The 25,535-nt window shown below is 44.9% G+C and carries 21 protein-coding genes, 10 tRNA genes and 3 rRNA genes; 31 read left to right on the top strand and 3 right to left on the bottom strand.

Translation table 11 applies throughout. From position 1 onward, the window contains the following. Window positions 1-193: 193 nt before the first annotated feature. From rplM to MKY20_RS03045, 8 genes are all read left to right on the top strand, one after another. Window positions 194-631, top strand: a complete 438-nt coding sequence (rplM, locus tag MKY20_RS03080) for a 50S ribosomal protein L13 (RefSeq protein ID WP_009336613.1) — start codon at window positions 194-196, stop codon at window positions 629-631. Window positions 632-651: 20 nt separating this feature from the next. Continuing rightward, window positions 652-1,044, top strand: coding sequence for a 30S ribosomal protein S9 (rpsI, locus tag MKY20_RS03075; protein WP_009336614.1), 393 nt, complete (start codon window positions 652-654; stop codon window positions 1,042-1,044). A 361-nt stretch (window positions 1,045-1,405) separates the two neighbouring features. Beyond that, the gene (gene proC, locus MKY20_RS03070; RefSeq protein ID WP_019382788.1) at window positions 1,406-2,248 is read left to right on the top strand and encodes a pyrroline-5-carboxylate reductase; all 843 of its coding nucleotides are present in this window, start codon (window positions 1,406-1,408) and stop codon (window positions 2,246-2,248) included. Window positions 2,249-2,284: 36 nt separating this feature from the next. Continuing rightward, window positions 2,285-3,403: a glutamate 5-kinase gene (gene proB, locus MKY20_RS03065; protein WP_009336616.1), complete on the top strand. Its 1,119-nt coding sequence runs from the start codon at window positions 2,285-2,287 to the stop codon at window positions 3,401-3,403. A gap of 18 nt (window positions 3,404-3,421) precedes the next feature. After that, entirely contained in the window at window positions 3,422-4,690 is a 1,269-nt protein-coding gene (locus MKY20_RS03060; protein WP_341000303.1) for a glutamate-5-semialdehyde dehydrogenase, read from the top strand. A 227-nt stretch (window positions 4,691-4,917) separates the two neighbouring features. After that, window positions 4,918-5,361 carry a YbaK family protein gene (locus MKY20_RS03055; protein ID WP_071157943.1) on the top strand — a complete coding sequence of 148 codons (444 nt, stop codon included), beginning with the start codon at window positions 4,918-4,920 and terminating at the stop codon, window positions 5,359-5,361. A 100-nt stretch (window positions 5,362-5,461) separates the two neighbouring features. Further along, the gene (gene cwlD / locus MKY20_RS03050; protein WP_071157975.1) at window positions 5,462-6,184 is read left to right on the top strand and encodes an N-acetylmuramoyl-L-alanine amidase CwlD; all 723 of its coding nucleotides are present in this window, start codon (window positions 5,462-5,464) and stop codon (window positions 6,182-6,184) included. 138 nt (window positions 6,185-6,322) lie between these two features. After that, on the top strand, window positions 6,323-7,381 hold the full coding sequence (locus MKY20_RS03045) for an Mrp/NBP35 family ATP-binding protein (RefSeq protein WP_071157941.1): 1,059 nt from the start codon (window positions 6,323-6,325) through the stop codon (window positions 7,379-7,381). 50 nt (window positions 7,382-7,431) lie between these two features. Here the strand turns inward: MKY20_RS03045 and gerD are convergent, their stop codons facing one another. Then, on the bottom strand, window positions 7,432-8,073 hold the full coding sequence (gerD, locus tag MKY20_RS03040; protein ID WP_217027636.1) for a spore germination lipoprotein GerD: 642 nt from the start codon (window positions 8,071-8,073) through the stop codon (window positions 7,432-7,434). A 147-nt stretch (window positions 8,074-8,220) separates the two neighbouring features. Here gerD and MKY20_RS03035 point away from each other — a divergent pair, with 147 nt between their 5' ends. Continuing rightward, complete coding sequence (locus tag MKY20_RS03035; RefSeq protein ID WP_019382795.1) at window positions 8,221-8,853, top strand: KinB-signaling pathway activation protein; 633 nt, start codon at window positions 8,221-8,223, stop codon at window positions 8,851-8,853. 111 nt (window positions 8,854-8,964) lie between these two features. On the opposite strand, the gene pdaB is transcribed toward MKY20_RS03035, so the two are convergent. Then, window positions 8,965-9,717: a polysaccharide deacetylase family sporulation protein PdaB gene (gene pdaB, locus MKY20_RS03030; RefSeq protein ID WP_009336623.1), complete on the bottom strand. Its 753-nt coding sequence runs from the start codon at window positions 9,715-9,717 to the stop codon at window positions 8,965-8,967. Window positions 9,718-9,861: 144 nt separating this feature from the next. Here pdaB and MKY20_RS03025 point away from each other — a divergent pair, with 144 nt between their 5' ends. The 15 genes from MKY20_RS03025 to rocF all read left to right on the top strand — a co-directional run bounded on the left by MKY20_RS03025 (window position 9,862) and on the right by rocF (window position 17,798). After that, window positions 9,862-10,092 carry a hypothetical protein gene (locus MKY20_RS03025; protein ID WP_019382796.1) on the top strand — a complete coding sequence of 77 codons (231 nt, stop codon included), beginning with the start codon at window positions 9,862-9,864 and terminating at the stop codon, window positions 10,090-10,092. Window positions 10,093-10,357: 265 nt separating this feature from the next. Beyond that, window positions 10,358-11,907: ribosomal RNA gene (locus MKY20_RS03020) — 16S ribosomal RNA — on the top strand. A gap of 307 nt (window positions 11,908-12,214) precedes the next feature. Next, window positions 12,215-15,150 (top strand): 23S ribosomal RNA (locus MKY20_RS03015). Between the two features lie 252 nt (window positions 15,151-15,402). Beyond that, window positions 15,403-15,519 (top strand): 5S ribosomal RNA (gene rrf / locus MKY20_RS03010). Together the 16S, 23S and 5S rRNA genes with 10 tRNA genes alongside form the textbook arrangement of a ribosomal RNA operon. A gap of 19 nt (window positions 15,520-15,538) precedes the next feature. After that, window positions 15,539-15,613 (top strand) — tRNA-Asn (locus MKY20_RS03005). Between the two features lie 35 nt (window positions 15,614-15,648). Next, a tRNA-Thr gene (locus tag MKY20_RS03000) sits at window positions 15,649-15,721 on the top strand. A 27-nt stretch (window positions 15,722-15,748) separates the two neighbouring features. Further along, window positions 15,749-15,823: transfer RNA gene (locus MKY20_RS02995), tRNA-Glu, on the top strand. Between the two features lie 4 nt (window positions 15,824-15,827). Further along, window positions 15,828-15,903: transfer RNA gene (locus MKY20_RS02990), tRNA-Val, on the top strand. 5 nt (window positions 15,904-15,908) lie between these two features. After that, window positions 15,909-15,984: transfer RNA gene (locus MKY20_RS02985), tRNA-Thr, on the top strand. A 16-nt stretch (window positions 15,985-16,000) separates the two neighbouring features. Then, window positions 16,001-16,084, top strand: a tRNA-Tyr gene (locus tag MKY20_RS02980). 65 nt (window positions 16,085-16,149) lie between these two features. Continuing rightward, window positions 16,150-16,224 (top strand) — tRNA-Gln (locus tag MKY20_RS02975). A gap of 154 nt (window positions 16,225-16,378) precedes the next feature. Beyond that, window positions 16,379-16,451, top strand: a tRNA-Lys gene (locus MKY20_RS02970). A gap of 68 nt (window positions 16,452-16,519) precedes the next feature. Beyond that, window positions 16,520-16,594 (top strand) — tRNA-Gly (locus tag MKY20_RS02965). Window positions 16,595-16,601: 7 nt separating this feature from the next. Further along, a tRNA-Ala gene (locus tag MKY20_RS02960) sits at window positions 16,602-16,677 on the top strand. Between the two features lie 215 nt (window positions 16,678-16,892). Continuing rightward, window positions 16,893-17,798, top strand: coding sequence for an arginase (gene rocF / locus MKY20_RS02955; RefSeq protein WP_009336405.1), 906 nt, complete (start codon window positions 16,893-16,895; stop codon window positions 17,796-17,798). 41 nt (window positions 17,799-17,839) lie between these two features. Here the strand turns inward: rocF and MKY20_RS02950 are convergent, their stop codons facing one another. Further along, on the bottom strand, window positions 17,840-17,998 hold the full coding sequence (locus MKY20_RS02950) for an aspartyl-phosphate phosphatase Spo0E family protein (protein WP_019381152.1): 159 nt from the start codon (window positions 17,996-17,998) through the stop codon (window positions 17,840-17,842). Between the two features lie 174 nt (window positions 17,999-18,172). Here MKY20_RS02950 and sigW point away from each other — a divergent pair, with 174 nt between their 5' ends. From sigW to glmS, 7 genes are all read left to right on the top strand, one after another. Further along, on the top strand, window positions 18,173-18,736 hold the full coding sequence (sigW, locus tag MKY20_RS02945) for an RNA polymerase sigma factor SigW (RefSeq protein ID WP_009336403.1): 564 nt from the start codon (window positions 18,173-18,175) through the stop codon (window positions 18,734-18,736). A 17-nt stretch (window positions 18,737-18,753) separates the two neighbouring features. Next, window positions 18,754-19,389: an anti-sigma factor family protein gene (locus MKY20_RS02940; RefSeq protein ID WP_019381151.1), complete on the top strand. Its 636-nt coding sequence runs from the start codon at window positions 18,754-18,756 to the stop codon at window positions 19,387-19,389. Window positions 19,390-19,566: 177 nt separating this feature from the next. Next, entirely contained in the window at window positions 19,567-20,394 is an 828-nt protein-coding gene (cdaA, locus tag MKY20_RS02935) for a diadenylate cyclase CdaA (RefSeq protein ID WP_009336400.1), read from the top strand. Further along, complete coding sequence (locus MKY20_RS02930; RefSeq protein ID WP_009336398.1) at window positions 20,387-21,718, top strand: CdaR family protein; 1,332 nt, start codon at window positions 20,387-20,389, stop codon at window positions 21,716-21,718. The genes cdaA and MKY20_RS02930 overlap by 8 nt, the downstream gene beginning before the upstream one ends. Window positions 21,719-21,752: 34 nt before the next feature. Next, window positions 21,753-23,102 carry a phosphoglucosamine mutase gene (glmM, locus tag MKY20_RS02925; protein WP_009336396.1) on the top strand — a complete coding sequence of 450 codons (1,350 nt, stop codon included), beginning with the start codon at window positions 21,753-21,755 and terminating at the stop codon, window positions 23,100-23,102. A 279-nt stretch (window positions 23,103-23,381) separates the two neighbouring features. Beyond that, the gene (locus MKY20_RS02920; RefSeq protein ID WP_019381148.1) at window positions 23,382-23,507 is read left to right on the top strand and encodes a hypothetical protein; all 126 of its coding nucleotides are present in this window, start codon (window positions 23,382-23,384) and stop codon (window positions 23,505-23,507) included. Between the two features lie 95 nt (window positions 23,508-23,602). Next, window positions 23,603-25,405, top strand: a complete 1,803-nt coding sequence (gene glmS / locus MKY20_RS02915; protein WP_009336393.1) for a glutamine--fructose-6-phosphate transaminase (isomerizing) — start codon at window positions 23,603-23,605, stop codon at window positions 25,403-25,405. The last annotated feature ends 130 nt before the right edge of the window (window positions 25,406-25,535 follow it).

Raw genomic sequence — 25,535 nt, 5'->3', positions numbered from 1 at the left:
TAAAGCCAAACTCATATAAAAAAAGAGTTTAAAACAACTAAACCAGGTGTAACATTCGCTTGACATTGGACTGTCAAAGTTATATTATAGCATATGGTATTATTATTAAAACCACGATAAGCCCCGGAACTTATTGTGTCGAATAGATAAACCAAAAAAATGATTATGAATGGAATTATTAGGAGGGAAACTGATGCGTACAACGTTTATGGCGAATTCAAACAATATCGAACGTAAATGGTACGTGATTGATGCTGAAGGCAAAACTCTTGGTCGTCTTGCTAGTGAAGTTGCATCAATTCTACGTGGTAAACATAAACCAACTTATACACCACATGTTGATACTGGTGATCATGTAATTCTTATCAATGCTTCAAAAATCGAACTTACTGGGAAAAAGCTTACTGACAAGATCTACTATCGTCACAGCATGCACCCAGGCGGTCTAAAAACAAGAACTGCTCTTGAAATGCGTACAAACTACCCTGAGAGAATGCTTGAGCTTGCAATCAAAGGCATGCTTCCAAAGAACTCTCTTGGTCGTCAAATGTTCAAGAAATTACACGTATATGCTGGTAGCGAACATAAGCACCAAGCACAACAACCTGAAGTTTACGAACTTCGTGGATAATTTTTAGGGAGGTTATTAACTTGGCACAGGTTCAATATATTGGTACTGGTCGTCGTAAGAGCTCCGTTGCACGTGTTCGTTTAGTTCCAGGCGACGGTAAAATCATCATCAATGGTCGTGAAATCACAGATTACATTCCTTTTGCAGCTTTACGTGAAGTTGTAAAACAGCCGCTTGTAGCTACTGAAACTGTTAACAGCTACGACATTCTTGTAAATGTAAACGGCGGTGGATACACTGGTCAAGCTGGCGCAATCCGCCACGGCATCGCTCGTGCATTGCTTCAAGCAGATCCAGAATTCCGTCCAACATTAAAGCGCGCAGGACTATTAACTCGTGACGCACGTATGAAAGAGCGTAAGAAATACGGTCTTAAAGGTGCTCGTCGTGCTCCTCAGTTCTCAAAGCGTTAATATTTGCTTATCAAAGCTCTCAGCCATTTTGGCTGGGAGTTTTTTTATTTCTTATTTTATTTATTTGCAGCTTTTTTATTCGGCACAGCTCAGCCAGTTGGCCAGGCTTTGTGTTTGTGCACTTTTAAGACATGGGAAAATATATTTTTGCAAATATGGGCCTGAGAGGGGATTATTCACGCTGAGGGAGCCTCAGCGAATCTTAGGCAGCATATGTTAGCGTTTTCATTCACTATCTCGCCCATATCCTCCCGTCTTTCCCTAATACCCTTGAATATGTATTTAAGCATGTTACGATAGATAACGTTGATAAAATACGAACGGTTATACGAACAGTTTGTTCATTTAAAGGAGGATGTCCATGTTAGCCAATAAAACAATTGCTTTTTTAGGAGCAGGGTCAATGGCTGAATCAATGATCTCGGGAGTGATGACAGCTGGGGAAATATCACCCGATCGAGTATTTGTAACGAATAGGAGCAATGCAGACAGACTGGAAGAGATTCATGATAAGTACGGTGTGAGTGCGATGCCCCAAAGCGAGCTTCCATTTGAGGAGATTGATTTATTCATTTTAGCCATGAAACCAAAAGGTGCAGAGGAAGCTCTGCGTTCGATTAAAGATAAATTAAATCCCGGCCAGGTAATTCTTTCTGTTTTGGCAGGCATTACAACTGAGTTCATGGAAGACCATTTAAATCCGGGACAGCAGGTTGTGCGTGTGATGCCAAATACTTCGAGCATGATTCAGGAATCTGCGACGGCTGTCGTGGCAGGCAAGAATACCAGCATGGCCAATGTAGAATTGGTTAAGGAATTGCTGGAATGCATGGGGGAAGTGTATATCATTGATGAAGACCAGATGGATGTTTTTACGGGATTAGCCGGAAGCGGTCCTGCTTACTTCTATTATCTGATGGAAAATATGGAGCGGGTAGGGGTGCAAAAAGGCATGGATGAAGAGACTGTACGAAAAATTGTCGCCCAGACGATTTTTGGAGCAGCTAAGATGGTGCTTGAAAAGGATGAAGCTCCAACTTCTCTTAGAGAGAAAGTGACCTCGCCAAATGGCACAACTGCTTCAGGGCTCGAAGCTTTAAGGAGATACAATGGAGGAGAAGCTATCACACAGGCAGTGGAGCATGCCGCCAAACGTTCAAAGGAGATCAGCGAAGAATTGGAAGGCGCCCTTGTCACTTCCTAAGGGAAATGGGATTTATAAGTTCACAGGAGGTATTGGATGTTGAGTAAAGAAAAGCAGATAAAAAGAGTTGTTATTAAGATCGGAAGCAGCTCACTAACAAGCATGCATGGGGAGATCAGCCGCAGAAAGCTTGAAAAATTTGCAGAGCAAATTGTCGAGCTGAAGGATGCTGGCTATGAAACAGCTGTCGTGTCATCAGGTGCTGTAGCTGCAGGCTACCGGAAGCTCGGCTGCCTTAACCGTCCTTCTTCCCTTCCGGAAAAACAGGCTGCTGCTTCAATTGGCCAGGGCTTATTAATGGAATCTTACTCAGAACTCTTTTTATCTCACGGGTATGTCGCTTCACAAATCTTAATTACCAGAAGCGATTTCTCCGATGAAAAGCGTTATGGCAACATGCATAACACCATGAATGTGCTGCTGGAGCGCGGAATCATCCCGATTATAAATGAAAATGACACGGTTACAGTCGACCGTTTGCGATTCGGGGACAATGATACCCTGGCGGCAAAAGTGGCAGGTCTGATCGATGCTGATTTATTGATTATTTTATCAGACGTTGACGGCCTCTATGACTGCAACCCCAATGACAATCCTGGTGCAAGTCTTCTGGAGAGGGTTCACAGCATTACACCTGAAATTGAAGCTGCTGCAGGAGGATCTGGAAGTGCTGTAGGAACAGGCGGCATGAAGTCAAAAATCCAGGCAGTGAAAATTGCCATGGCTGCGGGAATTGATTCTTTTTTAGGAAAAGCAGGTACGGAAAATATCTTAATGGAAGCTGTGGAAGGCAGGGCGAAAGGAACCTACTTCAAGCCGGAACCGGATGCATTCAATCTGGATAACCAGAAACAGTGGATTGCATTTCACTCAGGCCCTGAAGGCAAGGTGACCATCAGCTCTCATGGGATAGAGGCGATTGTGGATCATCAGGAAAACCTTTATCTCTCTGATATTCAGGAAGTAAAAGGGCGATTTAAAAATGGCGCAGTTGTCCGCATTCTGGATGAAGAGGGAAAAGAAATCGGCCTCGGCCGCATTAATTATTCAAACGAACAGTTAAATGACCATACAGCAGATGAAGAGCTGGAACCGGCCATTGCTCAAGAAACGTTTGTATGTTCCCGCGACTTTAAGCTGCCGGCACTTGTTTAAACTAATAGGAGGGATTCAATGACTACTGCATCAGCAGTAAAGACAAATAATGTAGAAGAACAGGCGAAAAAAGCCAGGAAGGCTGCCAAAACATTAAGTATTTTAACAACGGAAGAAAAGAACGAAGCACTCCATACAGTTGCAGATGATTTGGAGACTGTATATGAATCAATTCTTGCAGCCAATATGGCCGATTTAAAAAACGGCAAGGAAAATGGATTTGAAGAGGCATATATGGACCGGCTGTCATTGACTAAAGAGCGGGTTTTTGAATTTGCAGCTGGCCTTCGCCAGGTAGCTGAACTTCCCGATCCGGTTGGAGACGTCATGTCTGGATGGACTTTGGATAATGGGCTGAAGGTTGAAGAGGTCCGGGTTCCGCTGGGTGTCATCGGCATGATTTATGAAGCAAGACCCAATGTAACAGCAGATGCAGCAGGTCTGGCTTTAAAGTCAGGAAATGCCATTGTCCTAAAAGGCGGATCATCAGCCCTTAATTCGAATCAGGCTATAGTGGAGATCATTCATGGTGCTCTTGAAAAAACGAAAATACCTAAAGAGGCTGTTCAATTTATTGCCACAGCAGACAGAGAAGCGGCAATGCAGCTGTTTACAATGAAAGAGCATATTGATGTCTTAATTCCAAGAGGCGGCGCATCCCTTATTAAGGCAGTGGTTGAGAATGCAACAGTGCCTGTTCTTGAAACAGGGGTGGGAAACTGCCATATCTATGTAGATAAGGAAGCGAATCCTGAAAAAGCAATCAATATCCTGGTTAATGCCAAAACAGACCGTCCGGCTGTCTGCAACGCAGCAGAAACGCTGATTGTACATGAAGCATGGCTTAACCAGCATAAAGATTTGCTTGCAGAAGCTCTGAAAAAGCACGGTATAACAGTACATGGAGATAAGGCTGCGGCAAAAGCTTTGCCTAATGTTGTGCCAGCGGGCGAGAGCGATTGGGCAAATGAATATTTAAGCCTGGATTTGGCGGTAAAAACCGTTGATAGCCTTGAACAGGCCATTGATCATATTGACCGATATGGAACAAAGCATTCTGAGGCGATCATTACGGAAAATGGTGAAACAGCCAAAAGATTCATGCAGCTGACAGATGCTGCAGCATTGTACCATAATGCCTCGACCAGATTCACGGATGGAGGGGCTCTTGGCTTCGGTGCTGAAATCGGCATATCCACACAGAAGCTCCATGCGAGAGGCCCAATGGGACTGCCGGCATTAACAACCCGAAAATATCTCATGTCCGGAAATGGACAGATCCGATAAAAAGCGTATTTAAAAGCATCAGCTCCGGCTGGTGCTTTGCGTAAAAAATAAGAATTTATTCCTGTATTAGATACTTGTCTGACTATAGGAAGAGGCGATTTTAATAGGGGTTCCTTTAAGCGGGCTCCTTTCGCTTTTCTGATAAAAAATTGGCAGCCGATTCGCGGTTGCTTTTTGCATTTCTCTCCCTCTGCAGATAAAGACTATCCTCAAGGGGTGAGAAAGCAGTGACTGTCATAACAACGTTTAAAGAGAAAAAAAGAGAAAAGCAGATCAAATATGAAAAATCCGTCCTTCGGGAAATTTCGATAAAAGCTTTAAAAGAGAAGGTACAGCAATTTTTTGGTTCTTCCAGATTTGTCTCCGGTCTGATGATGAATGCCGGAATTGAGGAGGCATGCTTTGATGTTGCGATTGAAGCCTATTTGCTGGGGGCCAACTACAGCCGTTTTGGGCTCTATGGCGAATCGCTGGATCAGGTCCGCCATAGATGTGAAAAAGAGTATAAGCATTTAGTGGACACACTATATAACTTTTTCCTTTATTGGGGTCATGGTTCGGAAGCGGTAATGAGCGAATCCCTTTATTATATGTGTGAGCAATATGTAAGCAGCTGGTGGTCGGAAGGATTCAATAAAGGGGAGAGAAGGCATAAATTGCGTCTCCACTGAAAAGTACAATGTAAAAAGGGGTGTCCTGATCAAAGTTCTAGATCTCCATCTTGTCCCATATATTGAAATGAGGATAAGCAGGGGGGACTGATTGGGACATATGAAGAAAAAATTAAAAATAGGCGGGTTTGCGATCGGGCTTATCGTCCTTTTTCTAATTTTGCAATATGACTTTACGGATGATGATTCCTGGGAATCGTGGAATCTTCCTTTAACAGGAAAGATTATCTTGCTTGATCCCGGCCATGGCGGTCCGGATGGCGGGGCAGGCGATGAAGGTGCACTCGAGAAGGATATCGCATTGGATGTATCATTAAAAGTAAGGGATTACCTTCAGGAGCAGGGAGCGCTTGTGCTGATGACGAGGGAGGAAGACAGAGACCTTGCACCAGAGGGAACCAGGGGTTACAGCCGGAGGAAAGTAGAAGACCTGAAGAAACGGCTTGAAATGATCAATACTTCTAATTCTGATTTTTATGTCAGCATTCATTTAAATTCAATTCCTTCCCCCAGATGGAGCGGAGCGCAGACATTCTATGCACCGGCGATTAAGGAAAATGCCAAAGCGGCAAAGTTCATACAGGACGAACTCCGCCGCAACCTGGAGAATACCAAGCGGAATTCGAAGCCTTTAAACAATGTTTTTATTTTAAAATACGCCAAAAAGCCAGGTGTCCTAGTAGAAGTTGGGTTCTTATCAAATCCGGGGGAACGGGCCAATCTGAAAACTGATGAATATCAGGATAAAATTGCTGCCTCCATTTACAATGGAATCATGCGCTACTATACCAATGAAAAAGAACTGACCGAAACATGGGAATGAAAAGGCGCTTAAAAAGTGCCTTTTCTTTTTAGATGCAGGGAAATAGTGAATGTATCCCTGGTGTGATAGAATTAACAGTATAGAATATTCAATATGTTATACTAAATTGGAAACGAATTCAGAAGGCGGGTGCAATGTATGTTAACTGAACAGAAAGTCAAAGAAGCTTTAAACGGCTTAAAGGAACCATTTATACATAGAACATTGGGCGAACTTAACGCCATTGAAGAAATTAAAATCAAGGAAGAAAAGAACCATGTCAGCGTCAAGATTCAAATTGCCAAGACAGGTACAGCTGAACAGCTTCAGCTTCAGACTCAAATCGTCAATCTTCTAAAAGAGGCAGGAGCGGAAACCGTTGGCATACGCTTCAGCGAGCTTCCGGATGAAGTGCTTTCACAATATAGAGAGGCAGCGGCTGAAGAAGACAAAGGCCTGCTTTCTTCTGGAAATAAAACTGAGTTTATTGCGATTGCCAGCGGAAAAGGCGGAGTCGGCAAATCCACCGTATCTGTAAACCTGGCAGTATCCCTGGCCCGTTTAGGAAAAAAGGTCGGTCTGATCGATGCCGATATTTATGGATTCAGCGTACCGGATATGATGGGCATTACAAAGCGCCCCGTAGTCAGAGGAGAAAGGATTCTGCCGGTTGAGCGCTTTGGAGTAAAGGTGATTTCAATGGGATTCTTTGTAGAAGATAATGCACCAATTATCTGGAGAGGCCCAATGCTTGGCAAAATGCTGAACAGCTTCTTCAATGAAGTAGAATGGGGCGAATTGGATTACCTTCTTCTTGATTTGCCGCCGGGAACAGGAGATGTGGCCCTGGATGTGCACACAATGCTCCCTTCCTGCAAGGAAATCGTTGTGACAACTCCGCATCCTACAGCTGCGTTTGTCGCTGCGAGGGCGGGTGCTATGGCACTTCGTACTGAGCATGAAATCCTGGGTGTTATTGAGAACATGGCCTATTTCGAGAGCCAATTGACTGGTGAAAGAGAGCACGTATTTGGTCAAGGCGGCGGTGAAAAGCTTGCTGAGGAACTGCGGACAGAAGTGCTGGGCCAGCTGCCTCTTCAGCAGCCTGATTGGAATGAAGAAGACTTCGCACCGTCCATTTATGATGAAGAACATAAGCTCGGACAGATTTATACAGATATCGCCCGCAAAGTTATCCAATCAATTGAAAGCAAGTAATGAAAGAAACCTCTTCCGAATTGGAAGAGGTTTTCTTTTTAAAGGTGGAGTTATGCTCCGCCTCCCTGGCCGCCACCGCCGCCGCCTTGGTCTGCACCCTGGCCGCCGCCTTCACCGCCGCTTTCTTCACCGCCTTGCTGACCGCTTTTCGTTTCCTCTGCTGCTTTCAGAAGGATGTCCTGAATTTTTGCTTTAAAAAGCGGGCTTTCAAATGTCTCGGTCATTACTTTCTGTATATGCTCCCGATATTCCTTGCTTTTAAGGACATCCGTAACTTCTTTTTCGAGTTCGGGATCTTTAAGTACTTCTATCATCATTCCCCGATATTCAGGGTCTTTCATTAGATCTTTTAATAGCTGTTCATTTTCTTTCTGCATACTTTTTGCCATGCTTTCGGCAAACTTTGGATCATCAAAGGACTTCTTCCAAAACTCTGTACCTTTATCAGAGGTTAAGGTTTTTTCAATGGTATCGGCTACTACCTTTTGGTCCATGACCATCTTTTGCTGCATTTTTTCATCAGCCATCAATTCTTCGAGCGCCTTTTTTCCTTCATCGGTCTTTAATATATCTACAACCATTTTTTTAGTCTGCTCATAATCCATTTGGCCGTTGCCCGTTTCACCTTGGCCGCAGCCTGATATGAAAAACACTAGCGCTAATGGAAGGAGCAAACGGAATTTTTTTATCATGATGAAGCTCCTTTCAGAGGTGTCCTTACCTTTAGAATGAAGAAATTCAGCAAATATTATGCGCTGGAAATACAATGCCTAGATTTTTCAAACTTTGGTTGGTACAATCATAAAGAATGAATTTATTTATTATGGGGGAAAAATAAATTGACTAGCCGTAATTGGGTAAAGCTTTTTATATCAACTCTTTTAGTTGGAGGATTAACTACTGGAGTTGTCGGATTTATTGTGCGCTGGGATGAATTTGCGCCTATTTTTACTGACTTCGATTTCCTTGAGATTCTGTCGGTATTCTTCTGGCTTATAGGTGTAGGATTAATCTTCAGCATCATTAGCCAAATGGGCTTCTTTGCATATTTGACGGTACACCGCTTCGGGTTGGGGATTTTTAAAGGATTGTGGAATCCTATTCAGATTGTCCTGATTTTATTTGCTTTGTTTGACTTGGTTTACTTCCGCTATAAGGCTTTTGCGGGAGGGGGAGACAGCATGCTTCCGTATATTGGCGTAGCGGCTTTTCTTCTTATAGTCGCACTTGTGGTTGCTGCAATTAAAGCAAAGCAGACCAATCAGCATGCATTTATTCCTGCAGTATTTTTTATGGTGGTTGTAACCGCCATTGAGTGGGTGCCGGTCTTAAGGGTAAATGAGGAAAGCTGGCTATATTTAATGCTGTTCCCATTACTAGTCTGCAACACCTACCAGCTGCTTATCCTTCATAAATTAAATGAGGATTCTCAAAAACAAAGAAGCAATCTAGCTCAAAAGCCATCCAAATAATGGATGGCTTTTGTTTTAAGTATAGAATTTTGAATGTCGATAACTGTCTGGCGCAAGCATCCTGCCCTCTCGTCTTGTGCTTATCGGGGGTGGGCAAGGCGCTTCGCTTATCTATTTTATTTCACTTGTCTTCGTCTCAGCATTAGCAATCATTTCAGAAACGGAAACGAATTTGAGTCCCTTGGCTTTTACATCATTTAAAATGAGCGGAAGGGCTTTGGCTGTTTGTTTTGCAGAATCGGACGCATGCAGAAGTACAATGTCTCCTTTTTTAGCTTTTGATACATTTTCTGCAATCCTCTCTGCACCCGGATTGGTCCAATCCTTTGAATCAACACTCCAATGGACAACAGTGTAGCCCATTCTTTCAGCGACCTTTAACGTTTTCTGGTCAAAATGTCCAGTTGGGGCGCGCACAAGCTTAATGTCTTTAATATTCAGCTTTCTAAATGCTTCCTGTGCTTTTGCGAGGTCTCTTCTGATCTTGTCTTCTTCTAGCTCTGTATAATCTTCATAGCCATAGCCCAGAATCCCAATTTCGTAACCTTCTTTGACGATTCTTGAAACTAAATCCGGATGTCGTTCGGCCCAGGAACCAGCCAGAAAAAAGGTCGCCGCTTTAACATTCTCTTCTTTGAGAATATCCAGTATGGGTTCTGCTTTTACATCCCCCCATCCAATATTAAAGGTGAGGGCTAAATCCTTTTCCCCTTTGTATATCGCTTTAGGCCCGTCTTTGGCTGAAAAAGCAGGCAAATGGACAATGCTCTGCATATAGAGGAACCAAGCTGTGAAAAATGCTGCAATGACAACCAGCGAAACTTGTTTTAAAGACTTACCATTCAATACATAAAAAAAGTTCATAACAATTCACCTCGTCCGATACCTTCCTAATCCATACCTATGCTGAACTTGTCTCTTCCATGTATAAAAAATTCACTCATAATAAATCCTAAATGGAAAAATACTACAGAAAACAAATTGAATAATACAATGGAGGCAATCAAAATGATTGGAATGCTATTAAACCAAAAAGAGCTGAAAGAAATCGAGTACCTCATTAAGCGGGAAATGGACGAAATATTATTCGATTTAAAAGATGACAGGATCGACCATATTGTCAAAAGAGCTATGGAAGAACGATATAAAATCTTATTTTCTTTATTTCAGCGTATGGCAACGCCAGCAGACTGCCTTAAATACATGCGTTCAAGACAGCATCGGGAAAATAAGGGATAATAGATATTTCTTTTCTTATTAAAAAAATATAAAAAGCTGTTGACTTGTTATTGGTATCTTGGTATATTAATAAACGTCGCTGATGACGGAAAGCACCAATAAAAAACAACTTAAAAAAAGTTGTTGACGTCGATGCTGACACGTGATATATTAAGAAAGTCGCTTCTGAGCGGCGGATTGATCTTTGAAAACTGAACGAACAAAAACGTCAACGTTAATTCTTTAGTCTTTTTTGAAAAGACAATTTATGAGCTTAATCAACTCTTATATGGAGAGTTTGATCCTGGCTCAGGACGAACGCTGGCGGCGTGCCTAATACATGCAAGTCGAGCGGACAGATGGGAGCTTGCTCCCTGAAGTCAGCGGCGGACGGGTGAGTAACACGTGGGCAACCTGCCTGTAAGACTGGGATAACTCCGGGAAACCGGGGCTAATACCGGATAATTCTTTCCCTCACATGAGGGAAAGCTGAAAGATGGTTTCGGCTATCACTTACAGATGGGCCCGCGGCGCATTAGCTAGTTGGTGAGGTAACGGCTCACCAAGGCAACGATGCGTAGCCGACCTGAGAGGGTGATCGGCCACACTGGGACTGAGACACGGCCCAGACTCCTACGGGAGGCAGCAGTAGGGAATCTTCCGCAATGGACGAAAGTCTGACGGAGCAACGCCGCGTGAGTGATGAAGGTTTTCGGATCGTAAAACTCTGTTGTTAGGGAAGAACAAGTACCGGAGTAACTGCCGGTACCTTGACGGTACCTAACCAGAAAGCCACGGCTAACTACGTGCCAGCAGCCGCGGTAATACGTAGGTGGCAAGCGTTGTCCGGAATTATTGGGCGTAAAGCGCGCGCAGGCGGTTCCTTAAGTCTGATGTGAAAGCCCCCGGCTCAACCGGGGAGGGTCATTGGAAACTGGGGAACTTGAGTGCAGAAGAGAAGAGTGGAATTCCACGTGTAGCGGTGAAATGCGTAGAGATGTGGAGGAACACCAGTGGCGAAGGCGACTCTTTGGTCTGTAACTGACGCTGAGGCGCGAAAGCGTGGGGAGCAAACAGGATTAGATACCCTGGTAGTCCACGCCGTAAACGATGAGTGCTAAGTGTTAGAGGGTTTCCGCCCTTTAGTGCTGCAGCAAACGCATTAAGCACTCCGCCTGGGGAGTACGGCCGCAAGGCTGAAACTCAAAGGAATTGACGGGGGCCCGCACAAGCGGTGGAGCATGTGGTTTAATTCGAAGCAACGCGAAGAACCTTACCAGGTCTTGACATCTCCTGACAACCCTAGAGATAGGGCGTTCCCCTTCGGGGGACAGGATGACAGGTGGTGCATGGTTGTCGTCAGCTCGTGTCGTGAGATGTTGGGTTAAGTCCCGCAACGAGCGCAACCCTTGATCTTAGTTGCCAGCATTCAGTTGGGCACTCTAAGGTGACTGCCGGTGACAAACCGGAGGAAGGTGGGGATGACGTCAAATCATCATGCCCCTTATGACCTGGGCTACACACGTGCTACAATGGATGGTACAAAGGGCTGCGAGACCGCGAGGTTAAGCGAATCCCATAAAACCATTCTCAGTTCGGATTGCAGGCTGCAACTCGCCTGCATGAAGCCGGAATCGCTAGTAATCGCGGATCAGCATGCCGCGGTGAATACGTTCCCGGGCCTTGTACACACCGCCCGTCACACCACGAGAGTTTGTAACACCCGAAGTCGGTGGGGTAACCTTTTGGAGCCAGCCGCCTAAGGTGGGACAGATGATTGGGGTGAAGTCGTAACAAGGTAGCCGTATCGGAAGGTGCGGCTGGATCACCTCCTTTCTAAGGATATTTACATGAAACGTGACGTGTTTTGTTCGTTCAGTTTTGAGAGTTCAATCTCTCAATGAAAGATTCGTTCTTTGAAAACTAGATAATGTTAATGAAGAAGCAATAACCGAGTAATCGCCATCTTAGTTTTTTTCTCTTATTTTTGTTTTAAAACGAAGTAAGAGCACAAACCATGAGGACGATGAGCGGCAAGGAGATCAAGGAAGCGACCGAGTGAGCACCGGAGCGTACTTCAGTACGTGAGGAGCGGAGCGAGAGAGCTGACGCAGAGATCCGCAGTCGATCAGCGGCCGAAGTAGGTTAAGTTAGAAAGGGCGCACGGTGAATGCCTTGGCACTAGGAGCCGATGAAGGACGGTACTAACACCGATATGCTTCGGGGAGCTGTAAGTAAGCTTTGATCCGGAGATTTCCGAATGGGGAAACCCCCTATCCGTAATGGGATAGGATCTTTACCTGAATACATAGGGTATAGAAGGCAGACCCGGGGAACTGAAACATCTAAGTACCCGGAGGAAGAGAAAGCAAACGCGATTCCCTGAGTAGCGGCGAGCGAAACGGGATTAGCCCAAACCAAGAGGCTTGCCTCTTGGGGTTGTAGGACACTCTACACGGAGTTACAAAGGAACGAGGTAAATGAACAGGTCTGGAAAGGCCGGCCAGAGAAGGTAAAAGCCCTGTAGTTGAAACTTCGTTCCCTCCAGAGTGGATCCTGAGTACGGCGGGACACGAGAAATCCCGTCGGAAGCAGGGAGGACCATCTCCCAAGGCTAAATACTCCCTAGTGACCGATAGTGAACCAGTACCGTGAGGGAAAGGTGAAAAGCACCCCGGAAGGGGAGTGAAAGAGATCCTGAAACCGTGTGCCTACAAGTAGTTAGAGCCCGTTAATGGGTGATAGCGTGCCTTTTGTAGAATGAACCGGCGAGTTACGATTACATGCGAGGTTAAGTTGATGAGACGGAGCCGCAGCGAAAGCGAGTCTGAATAGGGCGAATGAGTATGTGGTCGTAGACCCGAAACCAGGTGATCTACCCATGTCCAGGGTGAAGTCCAGGTAACACTGGATGGAGGCCCGAACCCACGCACGTTGAAAAGTGCGGGGATGAGGTGTGGGTAGCGGAGAAATTCCAATCGAACTTGGAGATAGCTGGTTCTCTCCGAAATAGCTTTAGGGCTAGCCTCATGTAGTAAGAGTCTTGGAGGTAGAGCACTGTTTGGACTAGGGGCCCCCATCGGGTTACCGAATTCAGACAAACTCCGAATGCCAAAGACTTATCCATGGGAGTCAGACTGCGAGTGATAAGATCCGTAGTCAAGAGGGAAACAGCCCAGACCACCAGCTAAGGTCCCAAAGTATACGTTAAGTGGAAAAGGATGTGGAGTTGCTTAGACAACCAGGATGTTGGCTTAGAAGCAGCCACCATTTAAAGAGTGCGTAATAGCTCACTGGTCGAGTGACTCCGCGCCGAAAATGTACCGGGGCTAAACGTATCACCGAAGCTGTGGATTGACATCTTACGATGTCAGTGGTAGGAGAGCGTTCTAAGGGCGTTGAAGCCAGACCGCAAGGACTGGTGGAGCGCTTAGAAGTGAGAATGCCGGTATGAGTAGCGAAAGATGGGTGAGAATCCCATCCACCGAATGCCTAAGGTTTCCTGAGGAAGGCTCGTCCGCTCAGGGTTAGTCGGGACCTAAGCCGAGGCTGAAAAGCGTAGGCGATGGACAACAGGTTGATATTCCTGTACCACCTCTTTACCGTTTGAGCAATGGGGGGACGCAGGAGGATAGGGTAAGCACGCTGCTGGATTAGCGTGTCCAAGCAGTTAGGCCGGTAACGAGGCAAATCCCGTTACCACACAGGCTGAGCTGTGACGGCGAGGGAAATTTAGTACCGAAGTTCCTGATTCCACACTGCCAAGAAAAGCCTCTAGCGAGGGAAAAGGTGCCCGTACCGCAAACCGACACAGGTAGGCGAGGAGAGAATCCTAAGGTGAGCGAGAGAACTCTCGTTAAGGAACTCGGCAAAATGACCCCGTAACTTCGGGAGAAGGGGTGCTCATTAGGGTGAATAGCCCTGATGAGCCGCAGTGAATAGGCCCAGGCGACTGTTTAGCAAAAACACAGGTCTCTGCGAAGCCGCAAGGCGAAGTATAGGGGCTGACGCCTGCCCGGTGCTGGAAGGTTAAGAGGAGAGGTTAGCGCAAGCGAAGCTTTGAATCGAAGCCCCAGTAAACGGCGGCCGTAACTATAACGGTCCTAAGGTAGCGAAATTCCTTGTCGGGTAAGTTCCGACCCGCACGAAAGGCGTAACGATCTGGGCACTGTCTCAACGAGAGACTCGGTGAAATTATAGTACCTGTGAAGATGCAGGTTACCCGCGACAGGACGGAAAGACCCCGTGGAGCTTTACTGTAGCCTGATATTGAATTTTGGTACAGCTTGTACAGGATAGGTAGGAGCCTGAGAAGCCGGAGCGCCAGCTTCGGTGGAGGCGTCGGTGGGATACTACCCTGGCTGTATTGAAATTCTAACCCGCGCCCCTTATCGGGGCGGGAGACAGTGTCAGGTGGGCAGTTTGACTGGGGCGGTCGCCTCCTAAAAAGTAACGGAGGCGCCCAAAGGTTCCCTCAGAATGGTTGGAAATCATTCGCAGAGTGTAAAGGCACAAGGGAGCTTGACTGCGAGACCTACAAGTCGAGCAGGGACGAAAGTCGGGCTTAGTGATCCGGTGGTTCCGCATGGAAGGGCCATCGCTCAACGGATAAAAGCTACCCCGGGGATAACAGGCTTATCTCCCCCAAGAGTCCACATCGACGGGGAGGTTTGGCACCTCGATGTCGGCTCATCGCATCCTGGGGCTGTAGTCGGTCCCAAGGGTTGGGCTGTTCGCCCATTAAAGCGGTACGCGAGCTGGGTTCAGAACGTCGTGAGACAGTTCGGTCCCTATCCGTCGTGGGCGCAGGAAATTTGAGAGGAGCTGTCCTTAGTACGAGAGGACCGGGATGGACGCACCGCTGGTGTACCAGTTGTCTTGCCAAAGGCATCGCTGGGTAGCTATGTGCGGAAGGGATAAGTGCTGAAAGCATCTAAGCATGAAGCCCCCCTCGAGATGAGATTTCCCATAGCGTCAAGCTAGTAAGATCCCTGAAAGATGATCAGGTTGATAGGTCAGAGGTGGAAGCGTGGCGACATGTGGAGCTGACTGATACTAATCGATCGAGGACTTAACCAAAACGAAAAGCGGAGGCGACTGTTCAACTTTGAGAGACGTTGGAGAGCCGGCCATTCAAATCCTGGTTTTGGGATTTGGAGGGACGGATCGAAACGGCCGAGAGGTTAGGAGCCGAAGCTAGACAAGTCATTGGTGAATACTCGGCAAATGCTTCTTCATACATTATCTAGTTTTGAGGGAACGAAAAAATGAAATTTCCTCTTGAAAAAAACATTAAAAGAAAGTATAATCATACTTGTCTTTTGAAAATAGTCTGGTGGCGATGGCGAGAAGGTCACACCCGTTCCCATACCGAACACGGAAGTTAAGCTTCTCAGCGCCGATGGTAGTTAGGGGCTGTCCCCTTGTGAGAGTAGGACGCTGCCGGGCTGTTTACAAATACCACTTTTCCGCAGTAGCTCAGTGGTAGAGCATTCGGCTGTTAACCGAACGGTCGCAGGTTCGAATCCTGCCTGCGGAGCCATTTCCATAAAGCCCTTTTGGGAATTATGAGCTGTTGCTTCCATAGCTCAGCAGGTAGAGCACTTCCATGGTAAGGAAGAGGTCACCGGTTCGAGCCCGGTTGGAAGCTCTTTTAATGTAGACAACTAGAGTACTAGGCCCCTTGGTCAAGCGGTTAAGACACCGCCCTTTCACGGCGGTAACACGGGTTCGAATCCCGTAGGGGTCACCATAATGGAGGATTAGCTCAGCTGGGAGAGCATCTGCCTTACAAGCAGAGGGTCGGCGGTTCGATCCCGTCATCCTCCACCATATTTGCCGGTGTAGCTCAATTGGTAGAGCAACTGACTTGTAATCAGTAGGTTGGGGGTTCAAGTCCTCTCGCCGGCACCATCTTTTTTTTATAGATGGAGGGGTAGCGAAGTGGCTAAACGCGGCGGACTGTAAATCCGCTCCTTCGGGTTCGGCAGTTCGAATCTGCCCCCCTCCACCATTTATTTTTAATAAAAACACAAAAAACTGGACAAGCTATGAATGTCCTTTTTATTTTGTAATTATTGGGCTATAGCCAAGCGGTAAGGCACCGGACTTTGACTCCGTCACTCGCAGGTTCGAATCCTGCTAGCCCAGCCATTTTTGAGCCATTAGCTCAGTCGGTAGAGGATTTTAAAAGATTGCAGCATCGAAGCGTTACATCCTGAATGGCAAGCTTTTAAAATCTGCGACAAAGACCGCAGGGCTTTGAAGCACATCTGCAAATGAAGTTTAGGCATCAGAATTATATTTCGAGCCATTAGCTCAGTCGGTAGAGCATCTGACTTTTAATCAGAGGGTCGAAGGTTCGAGTCCTTCATGGCTCACTTTATAGAAAAACACAGACCTTGGGAATCGAGTCCTGAAGGTCTTACTTGTGAATATAAATATGTTTGCGGAAGTAGTTCAGTGGTAGAACATCACCTTGCCAAGGTGGGGGTCGCGGGTTCGAATCCCGTCTTCCGCTCCAAATAAATGGGGCCTTAGCTCAGCTGGGAGAGCGCCTGCTTTGCACGCAGGAGGTCAGCGGTTCGATCCCGCTAGGCTCCACCATCATACATAATACGACATTCCTTAAACCAGCATGGTTTAGGGATTTTTTATTTTATTTCACAAAACAATAAGTGGCAAAACTTAGAAAGTTACTATGGTATTTTTAGAAGCTTCTTTTTCCGGCAGCCGCATATATATACACGATTTTGTCGAGTTGAGTCATGTGTTTGAAAGCGGTTAAAATATGAGTATGAAGGGAAAGGGAGGACTTTACTATGAAAAGACAGAAATTATCGATAATTGGAATGCCAATGGATCTTGGCCAGATGAGACGCGGTGTGGACATGGGGCCAAGTGCGATCCGATATGCCGGTGTGAATGAGCGATTAAAGTGTTTATTCGAAGAAATCCATGACCAGGGCGATATTGCCATCGGCCGTCCGGAAGTTCAAATCGATCCAAAATCAAATCTTAGAAACTTGGACCTTATTGCTGAAAAAACAGAAAAACTGGGCGAAGAAGTTGATAAAGCAATAGAAAGTGGTTCTTTTCCATTAGTACTGGGCGGGGATCACAGCATCGCAATTGGAACATTGGCCGGTGTTTCGAAGCACTACAAAAATCTTGGGGTAATCTGGTATGATGCCCACGGGGATTTAAATACAGCTGAAACATCACCTTCAGGGAACATACATGGCATGCCTCTTGCGGTAAGCCTGGGAATTGGCCACCCGCTTTTAACCAATGTAGGGGGATATGCTCCAAAGGTTAAGCCAGAGAATATTGTCATTATTGGGGCAAGATCTTTGGATGAAGGAGAGCGGGAGCTTATTAAGGAAAAAGGCATTAAAGTATACACCATGCACGAAATTGACCGGCTTGGGATGACAAAGGTTATGGAGGAGTCTATTACATATTTAAAAGAAAGAAATACAGATGGTGTTCATCTGTCTCTGGATTTAGATGGGCTGGATCCGCATGATGCCCCTGGTGTTGGAACTCCGGTTATTGGAGGCATCAGCTACCGTGAAAGCCACTTGGCCATGGAGATGCTTGCAGAATCGCAGATCATTACATCGGCTGAGTTTGTAGAGGTTAACCCAATCCTGGATGACAAAAACAAAACAGCTACTGTGGCGGTCGCGCTTATGGGTTCACTATTTGGCGAGAAGCTTCTATAAATAATTGAATTAAAAATGAGCAGAACGTAAACAAGTTCTGCTCATTTTTTTGCTGTGAGTGTATAATATTTATTTAGAAGCTGATCGAGTTTTGTGCTCGTATCAACTACCGAGTGGTCTGTAAAAGAAGCGGAAGCTGTTAACTGGATCATTCTTGACCGGCATTCCTCAATATCTCTCAATAATTCCTTAACACACACCGTAATCAACCCTTTTCGATTAATTTAGTACTTTTATACCCTAAAAGGAAAAAAATAAACCAGAATAAGTAAAAATTTGCTAATATAGAAATTGAATGTTTTTTAATTAAAATGAAACCTTTTCCGCTATCGATTCGTATTATCGATTAGCCGCACTGGAGCGGAGGTAAAAAAATGGAGACAATCGTAAAGAAGAGGATAAAGCAAGTATTAAAAGGCGACCAGGATGCTTATGCTGAAGTTGTTGAAATATACAAAGATAAAGTTTTTCAGATTTGCTACAGAATGCTGGGAAACAGGCATGAGGCAGAGGATATCGCTCAGGAGGCTTTCTTAAGAGCCTATATAAACATTGCCAGCTTTAATATTGACTTGAAATTTTCCACGTGGCTCTATCGGATTGCCACTAACCTTTGTATAGACAGAATCAGAAAAAAGAAGCCTGATTATTATCTGGATGCAGAGGTCGCAGGAACGGATGGACTGAACATGTATTCTCAAATTGCTTCAGATGCGAGGCTGCCGGAGGAAGATGTAGAAAGTCTGGAACTGCAGGAAACAATCCAAAGGGAAATATCGAAGCTTCCGGAAAAATACCGTTCGGTTATTGTTCTAAAATATATTGAAGAATTATCGCTGAACGAGATCAGTGAAACGCTCGATCTTCCTCTGGGAACGGTTAAAACCAGGATTCACCGGGGCAGGGAAGCACTTAGGAATCAATTAAGATACGTTTAAAAAAGAGGGTGAGAACTTTGAAATGTCCAGCAGAAATGGTTGTTTATATGCATGAGTACCTAGATGAAGAGATCTCAGCCGAACATGAGAAGGAATTAAGGGCCCATCTGCAGAACTGTGAGGAATGCCAAATTCATTTCCATGAATTAAAGAAGACGATCGCTTTAGTCCAAAGCACTTCACATATACAGGCACCTGAAAATTTCACGGCAAACGTTATGGCGAAATTGCCCAAAGAAAAGCGGAAAGTCGGGGTCCAGCGCTGGTTCAGGCATCATCCGCTTTTAACTGCTGCATCCCTCTTTCTTGTTCTGATGATGGGAAGCGTCGTATCATCCTGGGACCAGGATCACCAACTATCAGTTTCCAAACAGCCAAACCTTGTGGTGGAGAACGATAAGGTGATTGTACCAGAAGGCGAAGTGGTAAAAGGCGATGTAGTAGTTAAGAACGGAGACTTGGAAATCCAGGGCGAAATAGACGGAAATGTTACGGTCATCAATGGCCAGCAATATATGGCTTCAGCCGGTAATGTTACCGGAGAAATCGAAGAGGTTGATGCCATTTTCGAATGGCTGTGGTACCACATCAAAAAGGCAGCCAAGGATGCTGTAAATGTATTTGAAAGCGGAGAAACAGATAAAGAGAAATAGACATAACCATAGTAAGAATCCCTGCTTTAATGCAGGGATTCTTAGTGTACTTATTTTTCCAGGTAGTGTCTGTTGTCTCAAAATTGGAATTAGCGTCAAATATGATATAATATGAAAGTTACATAAAGGAACTTTAAGCATGTATTGCTTTTGAAATATATATTTGGAGGAAGGATAATGTCGTTTGCAGATTTCTCTATTTTGAAATTGTTGGCTAATACAATAGACATTCTCCTTGTCTGGTATGTCATCTATAAACTGATAATGATTGTAAAAGGAACAAAGGCTGTCCAATTGCTAAAAGGGATTTTTGTCATTATCCTGGTCAAAGTAGCAAGCGACAAGTTCCACCTGCAAACATTAGGTTGGATGATGGAACAAGTGCTTCTTTGGGGATTTCTGGCCATCATTATCATTTTCCAGCCGGAGCTGCGAAGAGCATTGGAGCAATTGGGGAGAGGGAGATTCTTCTCAAGGACAGCTAATCAGGAGGAGGAAAATCAGGAGAAACTGGTCGAATCCATTGCTAAGGCTGTGGATTATATGGCTAAACGCCGCATTGGGGCGCTTATTTCAGTTGAGAGGGAAACAGGGCTGAACGATTATATTGAAACCGGTATTCAGCTGGATTCTAAAATTTCATCTGAGCTCCTGATTAATATATTTATACCGAATACACCGCTGCATGACGGAGCCGTTATCATTCAAAAGAATTGTGTGGCAGCAGCAGCGTGTTATCTGCCTCTGTCAGAAAGCCCATTCATCTCAAAAGAGCTCGGCACCAGACATAGGGCTGCTTTAGGTATAAGTGAAGTAACCGACAGTATTACCATTATCGTTTCGGAGGAAACAGGAAGTGTTTCCCTAACCAAAAACGGTGAGCTGCACCGTGATTTAAAAGCTGAAGCTTTTAAAGATATGCTTTCAAGTGAATTGCTTGTTCAACAGAAAATAAAGCAGACTTCTTCAGGTCTTTGGAACTGGAGGGGGAAAAAGAATGGATAAGTTAATTGATAAATTGGTAGATACCCGCTGGTTCATGAAAATTGTTGCGTTGATTCTGGCACTTTTTCTATTTGACTCTGTTTATGATGCAGATAAGGAATTAAAGGATATAAACGTTCCTGGCCAGCAGGATTCAGGCATTGTTGAAGATGTCCCGGTGAAAAGCTATTATGATACGGAAAATCTGGTCGTTACCGGTATTCCGGAAACAGTGGACTTAAGTATAGAAGGGCCAAAAAGCCATCTGGAGCAAGCTAAAAAACTGCAGAACTTTGAAGTATATGTAGATTTGACAAATGCAGAAATCGGCTCTCAAAGAGTGGAAATTAAGATCCGCGATATCTCAGATAAACTTGATGTGACGATCAATCCGCAATATGCTGATGTGACAGTCCACGAAAAAGTGACCCAGGAGTTTAAAGTGGATGCAGAATTTAATAATGGCCTGCTTGGTGAGGGGTATTCAGCCGATGCGGCATCTGCGGAACCAAAGACGGTAAAAATCACAGGAGCAAAAGAAGTGATTGAGCGGATCAGCTTTGTTAAAGCAACCTTGGATGTAAAGGGACCAATAACCGAGACAATCACTGATGAAGCAACTGTCAGGGTATTGGACCGTGAGATGAATAAGCTTGATGTTATTGTGGAACCCCAAGTAATTCAAGTAACAGTGCCGGTTAAGCAGTTAAGCAAGACGGTTCCCGTTACGATCGTCCGGAAGGGGGACCCTCAAGATGGTGTTACCATTAATTCGATTGAACTCGATGTTAACGAGGCTTCCATAACGGGCCGGGAAGAAATATTAAATGAGACTGAAAGTGTCAGGGTAGAGGTGGATGTCAGCAAGATTGAAAAAGATACCGTGCTCACCTTGCCGGTTATTATCCCGGATGGCATTTCTGCAGTGGACCCTAAGACAGTGAAGGCGTCTATTGACGTTAGTACTGAGGAGAATGCAGAGAATGCAGAGAATGCTGATAGAGAAGAGGAAAACACCGAAGAGCCTGCTGAAGAAACACAGGCACAGGAACAAGAGGAAACCAAAACCTTTTCAAGCCTTTCCATCAATTTAGCCGGCTTAGCTGAAGAATATGAAGCAGTACTAAGAAATCCAGCTTCCGGACGGACAAGTATTACGGTTACCGGAAAAAGCAGCACGGTTCAGGATCTCAAAGCGGAGGATTTTAATCTATATTTGAGCCTGTCAGACCTTGGTGAAGGTGATCATGAGGTGCCAATCAATGTCGATGGCCCTTCAGGGGTGGATGTAAAACCTGCATCAGGTAATGCGACTATAACAATTACGCGAAAAGAAGAAGCTTAATATAGTTTTTAAAGTTAGAAGGAGCGATTATAAAATGGGTAAATATTTCGGTACAGATGGAGTACGAGGAGTTGCAAATAGTGAATTGACACCAGAGCTGGCTTTTAAACTGGGCCGTTTTGGGGGTTATGTATTAACGAAGGACCATGATCGTCCGAAAGTATTAATCGGCCGTGATACCCGTATTTCGGGCCATATGCTCGAAGGCGCACTGGTAGCGGGGCTTTTATCAATTGGAGCAGAAGTTATGCGCCTCGGTGTCATTTCAACGCCTGGCGTCGCTTATTTAACAAAAGCTCTGGGTGCAGAAGCTGGCGTAATGATTTCTGCATCCCATAATCCTGTTGAAGATAACGGAATCAAATTCTTTGGCCCGGATGGGTTTAAATTGTCCGATGACCAGGAAGCTGAAATTGAGGGATTAATGGATATGGCAGAAGACCAGCTTCCAAGACCGGTCGGAGGCAGCCTGGGACAGGTAAATGATTATTTTGAAGGCGGACAGAAGTATCTTCAATACTTAAAGCAGACGGTTGATGAAGATTTCTCAGGCATCCACATTGCGCTCGATTGTGCACATGGGGCCACTTCTCCGCTGGCAACACATCTATTTGCTGATCTTGATGCTGATCTTTCCATGATGGGAGCATCTCCTAACGGATTAAATATCAATGCAGGAGTCGGTTCTACTCATCCTGAGGCATTGTCTGCCTTTGTTAAGGAAAAAGAAGCCGATGTAGGTTTGGCTTTTGATGGAGATGGCGACCGTTTAATTGCCATTGATGAAAATGGCGATATTGTTGATGGCGACCAAATCATGTATATCTGTGGAAAATACATGAAGGAGCAGGGAAGACTTAAGCAAAACACAGTTGTTTCCACTGTGATGAGCAACCTTGGATTTTATAAAGGGCTTGAAGCCAACGGTGTAGAAAGTGTTCAGACAGCTGTAGGTGACCGCTATGTTGTGGAGGAAATGAAGAAGAACGGCTACAACCTTGGCGGAGAACAGTCAGGTCATATCATTTTCCTGGACTACATCACAACTGGAGATGGTCTTTTGACAGGCCTTCAGCTTGTTAACATCATGAAAGTAACCAAGAAGCCGCTATCTGAGCTTGCGAATGAAATGCAGAAATTCCCGCAGAAGCTTGTAAACATTCGTGTAACGGATAAGCATCATGTGACAGACAATGAAAAAGTGAAAGAAGTCATTGCGCAGGTTGAAGAAGAAATGAACGGAAACGGCCGGATTCTGGTACGTCCTTCCGGTACAGAGCCGCTTGTCCGCGTAATGGCGGAAGCCCCAACGGGTGAACTTTGCGCATCCTATGTAGAGCGCATCGCTGCTGTTGTTGAAAGTGAAATGGGATTAAAAGAATAAAAGCACAAATCATATGCATAAGGGAACTCCTGAACTCCCTTATGCATATTTTTATATATGGAGTTTACAGCCCCAACCAAATGGAAGGCTGGCAGCTGCCTTAACTTATCTGTTGACGGAAGTCTGACTTTGATGTATGATAATCCTGTTTTTGTATTTAGGAATACAGGACATCTTTATTCAAGAAGAGAAAGGTGGATCGTGAGAAATTAATTAAATATAAAGCGCCTGAACTGATCCTGGACGTAAGGATCAGTTGACGAGGAGGAGGTTTATCGAATGTTCGGCGGATGCCTCCCGGTTGAAAGCACAACCGATGATTTCTTCTTTAAAACATTCTGGCAACTGAATGCACAAAGAGAAGGGAATGCTAAAACTAAGAAACGCTCATTCAAGAGGCTGTAATGCCCCTGGAGCTGCGTATATAAAAAAACAGAGATAAGGGGCAGGACTGCCCCGAAAAGGCTTCTTGCCCCTTCATTATTAGGAGGAAAAGAAGTATGTGTGGTATCGTTGGATATATTGGAAACTTAGATTCAAAGGAAATTTTATTAAAGGGCTTGGAAAAGCTTGAATATAGAGGCTATGATTCAGCTGGCATCGCGGTTATGAATGATAACGGCGTTCAGGTTTTCAAGGAAAAAGGCCGTATTGCGGACCTTCGCAATATTGTTGATGAAGATGTGATGGCAAACACAGGGATCGGACACACCCGCTGGGCGACACACGGTGTTCCAAGCACAGTAAATGCTCACCCTCATCAAAGCAATTCCGGCCGTTTTACGCTTGTTCACAATGGCGTAATTGAGAACTATGACATCTTAAAACGCGAATATTTGCAGGGAGTTGCCCTTAAAAGTGATACAGATACAGAAATCATCGTTCAGCTGATTGAATTATTCGTGAACGAAGGTTCTAATACTGAAGAAGCGTTCCGCAAAACGCTGACACTTTTAAAAGGCTCTTATGCAATCGCCCTTTTGGATGCAGAAAACGCTGAAACGATTTTTGTTGCGAAAAACAAGAGTCCTCTTCTGGTTGGATTAGGTGAAACATTCAATGTAGTCGCTTCTGATGCAATGGCGATGCTGCAAGTTACAGATCAATATGTTGAACTAATGGACAAAGAAATCGTTATTGTCACAAAAGATGCTGTTAAAATTCAGACGCTGAATGGCGAGGAAATTAGCCGTGATCCGTATACGGCTGAATTGGATGCAAGCGATATCGAAAAAGGAACATATCCTCACTACATGCTGAAAGAAATCGATGAGCAGCCTTTAGTGATGCGCAAAATCATCCAGAAGTATCAAAATGAAAATGGCGAGCTGACAATCGACCAGGAAATCGTTGAAGCGATGAACGATGCAGACCGCATTTATATCATTGCTGCCGGGACTTCTTATCATGCAGGTCTTGTTGGAAAGCAGTTCATTGAAAAAATCGCAAAAATCCCAGTAGAAGTTCATATTTCAAGTGAGTTTGGCTATAATATTCCGTTGCTTTCAGAGAAGCCGCTATTTATCTTTATTTCTCAAAGCGGCGAGACAGCAGATAGCCGTGCCGTACTTGTAAATGTGAAGAAAATGGGCCATAAGGCGTTAACCATTACAAACGTTCCAGGTTCAACTCTATCACGTGAAGCAGATTACACATTATTGCTTCATGCCGGTCCTGAAATTGCGGTTGCTTCTACAAAGGCATATACAGCCCAGATTGCTGTATTATCCATTCTTGCAGAAGTTACAGCGAAGAGCCGCGGATTGGAATTGGACTTCAACCTTGTTCAGGAGCTAGGCATTGTTGCTAACGCAATGGAAGTCCTTTGCGATGCAAAGGAAGAGTTCGAGGATATAGCACGCAAATTCCTTTCTACTACACGCAATGCGTTCTTTATTGGCCGTGGGATCGACTACTATGTTGGCCTTGAAGGTGCACTTAAGCTGAAGGAAATTTCATATATTCAAGCTGAAGGCTTTGCAGGCGGAGAATTAAAGCATGGAACCATTGCTTTAATCGAGAATGGTACGCCAATCATTGCCCTGGCAACTCAAGAAAGTGTTAACTTAAGCATTCGCGGCAACGTCAAAGAGGTTGTTGCCCGAGGAGCAAACCCTTGCATCATTTCCATGAAAGGGCTGGAAACAGAAGAAGACAGCTTTATCATTCCGGAAGTGAACGAGCTATTGACACCTCTTATCTCTGTAATACCTTTACAATTAATCTCTTACTTTGCTGCGCTGCACCGTGAGTGTGACGTAGATAAGCCGCGTAACCTGGCTAAGTCGGTTACTGTGGAGTAAGGAAAGTCTGTACTGAAAATAATGCTGGATCAGTAAAGTCGGGGATGCCGAATTGAAAACTGCTGCTCCACAACATTCATACTGTCTGATCAAAAAAGACCCAATCCAACTACAGGATTGGGTCTTTTTT

It is taken from the genome of Cytobacillus sp. FSL W8-0315, assembly GCF_038002905.1.
Taxonomy (GTDB): Bacteria; Bacillota; Bacilli; order Bacillales; family Cytobacillaceae; genus Cytobacillus; species Cytobacillus pseudoceanisediminis.
Note: the sequence above shows the minus strand (reverse complement) of the source record. Positions and strands in the feature narration are given on the sequence as shown.

Coding starts and splice junctions, on each gene's coding strand:
- glmS (WP_009336393.1), top strand. CDS start 23,603: ATGTGTGGTATCGTTGGATATATTGGAAACTTAGATTCAAAGGAAATT.
- pdaB (WP_009336623.1), bottom strand. CDS start 9,717: ATGAACTTTTTTTATGTATTGAATGGTAAGTCTTTAAAACAAGTTTCG.
- rocF (WP_009336405.1), top strand. CDS start 16,893: ATGAAAAGACAGAAATTATCGATAATTGGAATGCCAATGGATCTTGGC.
- cwlD (WP_071157975.1), top strand. CDS start 5,462: ATGAAGAAAAAATTAAAAATAGGCGGGTTTGCGATCGGGCTTATCGTC.
- gerD (WP_217027636.1), bottom strand. CDS start 8,073: ATGATAAAAAAATTCCGTTTGCTCCTTCCATTAGCGCTAGTGTTTTTC.
- glmM (WP_009336396.1), top strand. CDS start 21,753: ATGGGTAAATATTTCGGTACAGATGGAGTACGAGGAGTTGCAAATAGT.
- proC (WP_019382788.1), top strand. CDS start 1,406: ATGTTAGCCAATAAAACAATTGCTTTTTTAGGAGCAGGGTCAATGGCT.
- MKY20_RS02930 (WP_009336398.1), top strand. CDS start 20,387: ATGGATAAGTTAATTGATAAATTGGTAGATACCCGCTGGTTCATGAAA.
- sigW (WP_009336403.1), top strand. CDS start 18,173: ATGGAGACAATCGTAAAGAAGAGGATAAAGCAAGTATTAAAAGGCGAC.
- MKY20_RS03025 (WP_019382796.1), top strand. CDS start 9,862: ATGATTGGAATGCTATTAAACCAAAAAGAGCTGAAAGAAATCGAGTAC.
- MKY20_RS03045 (WP_071157941.1), top strand. CDS start 6,323: ATGTTAACTGAACAGAAAGTCAAAGAAGCTTTAAACGGCTTAAAGGAA.
- MKY20_RS02920 (WP_019381148.1), top strand. CDS start 23,382: ATGTTCGGCGGATGCCTCCCGGTTGAAAGCACAACCGATGATTTCTTC.
- cdaA (WP_009336400.1), top strand. CDS start 19,567: ATGTCGTTTGCAGATTTCTCTATTTTGAAATTGTTGGCTAATACAATA.
- MKY20_RS03060 (WP_341000303.1), top strand. CDS start 3,422: ATGACTACTGCATCAGCAGTAAAGACAAATAATGTAGAAGAACAGGCG.
- rplM (WP_009336613.1), top strand. CDS start 194: ATGCGTACAACGTTTATGGCGAATTCAAACAATATCGAACGTAAATGG.
- proB (WP_009336616.1), top strand. CDS start 2,285: ATGTTGAGTAAAGAAAAGCAGATAAAAAGAGTTGTTATTAAGATCGGA.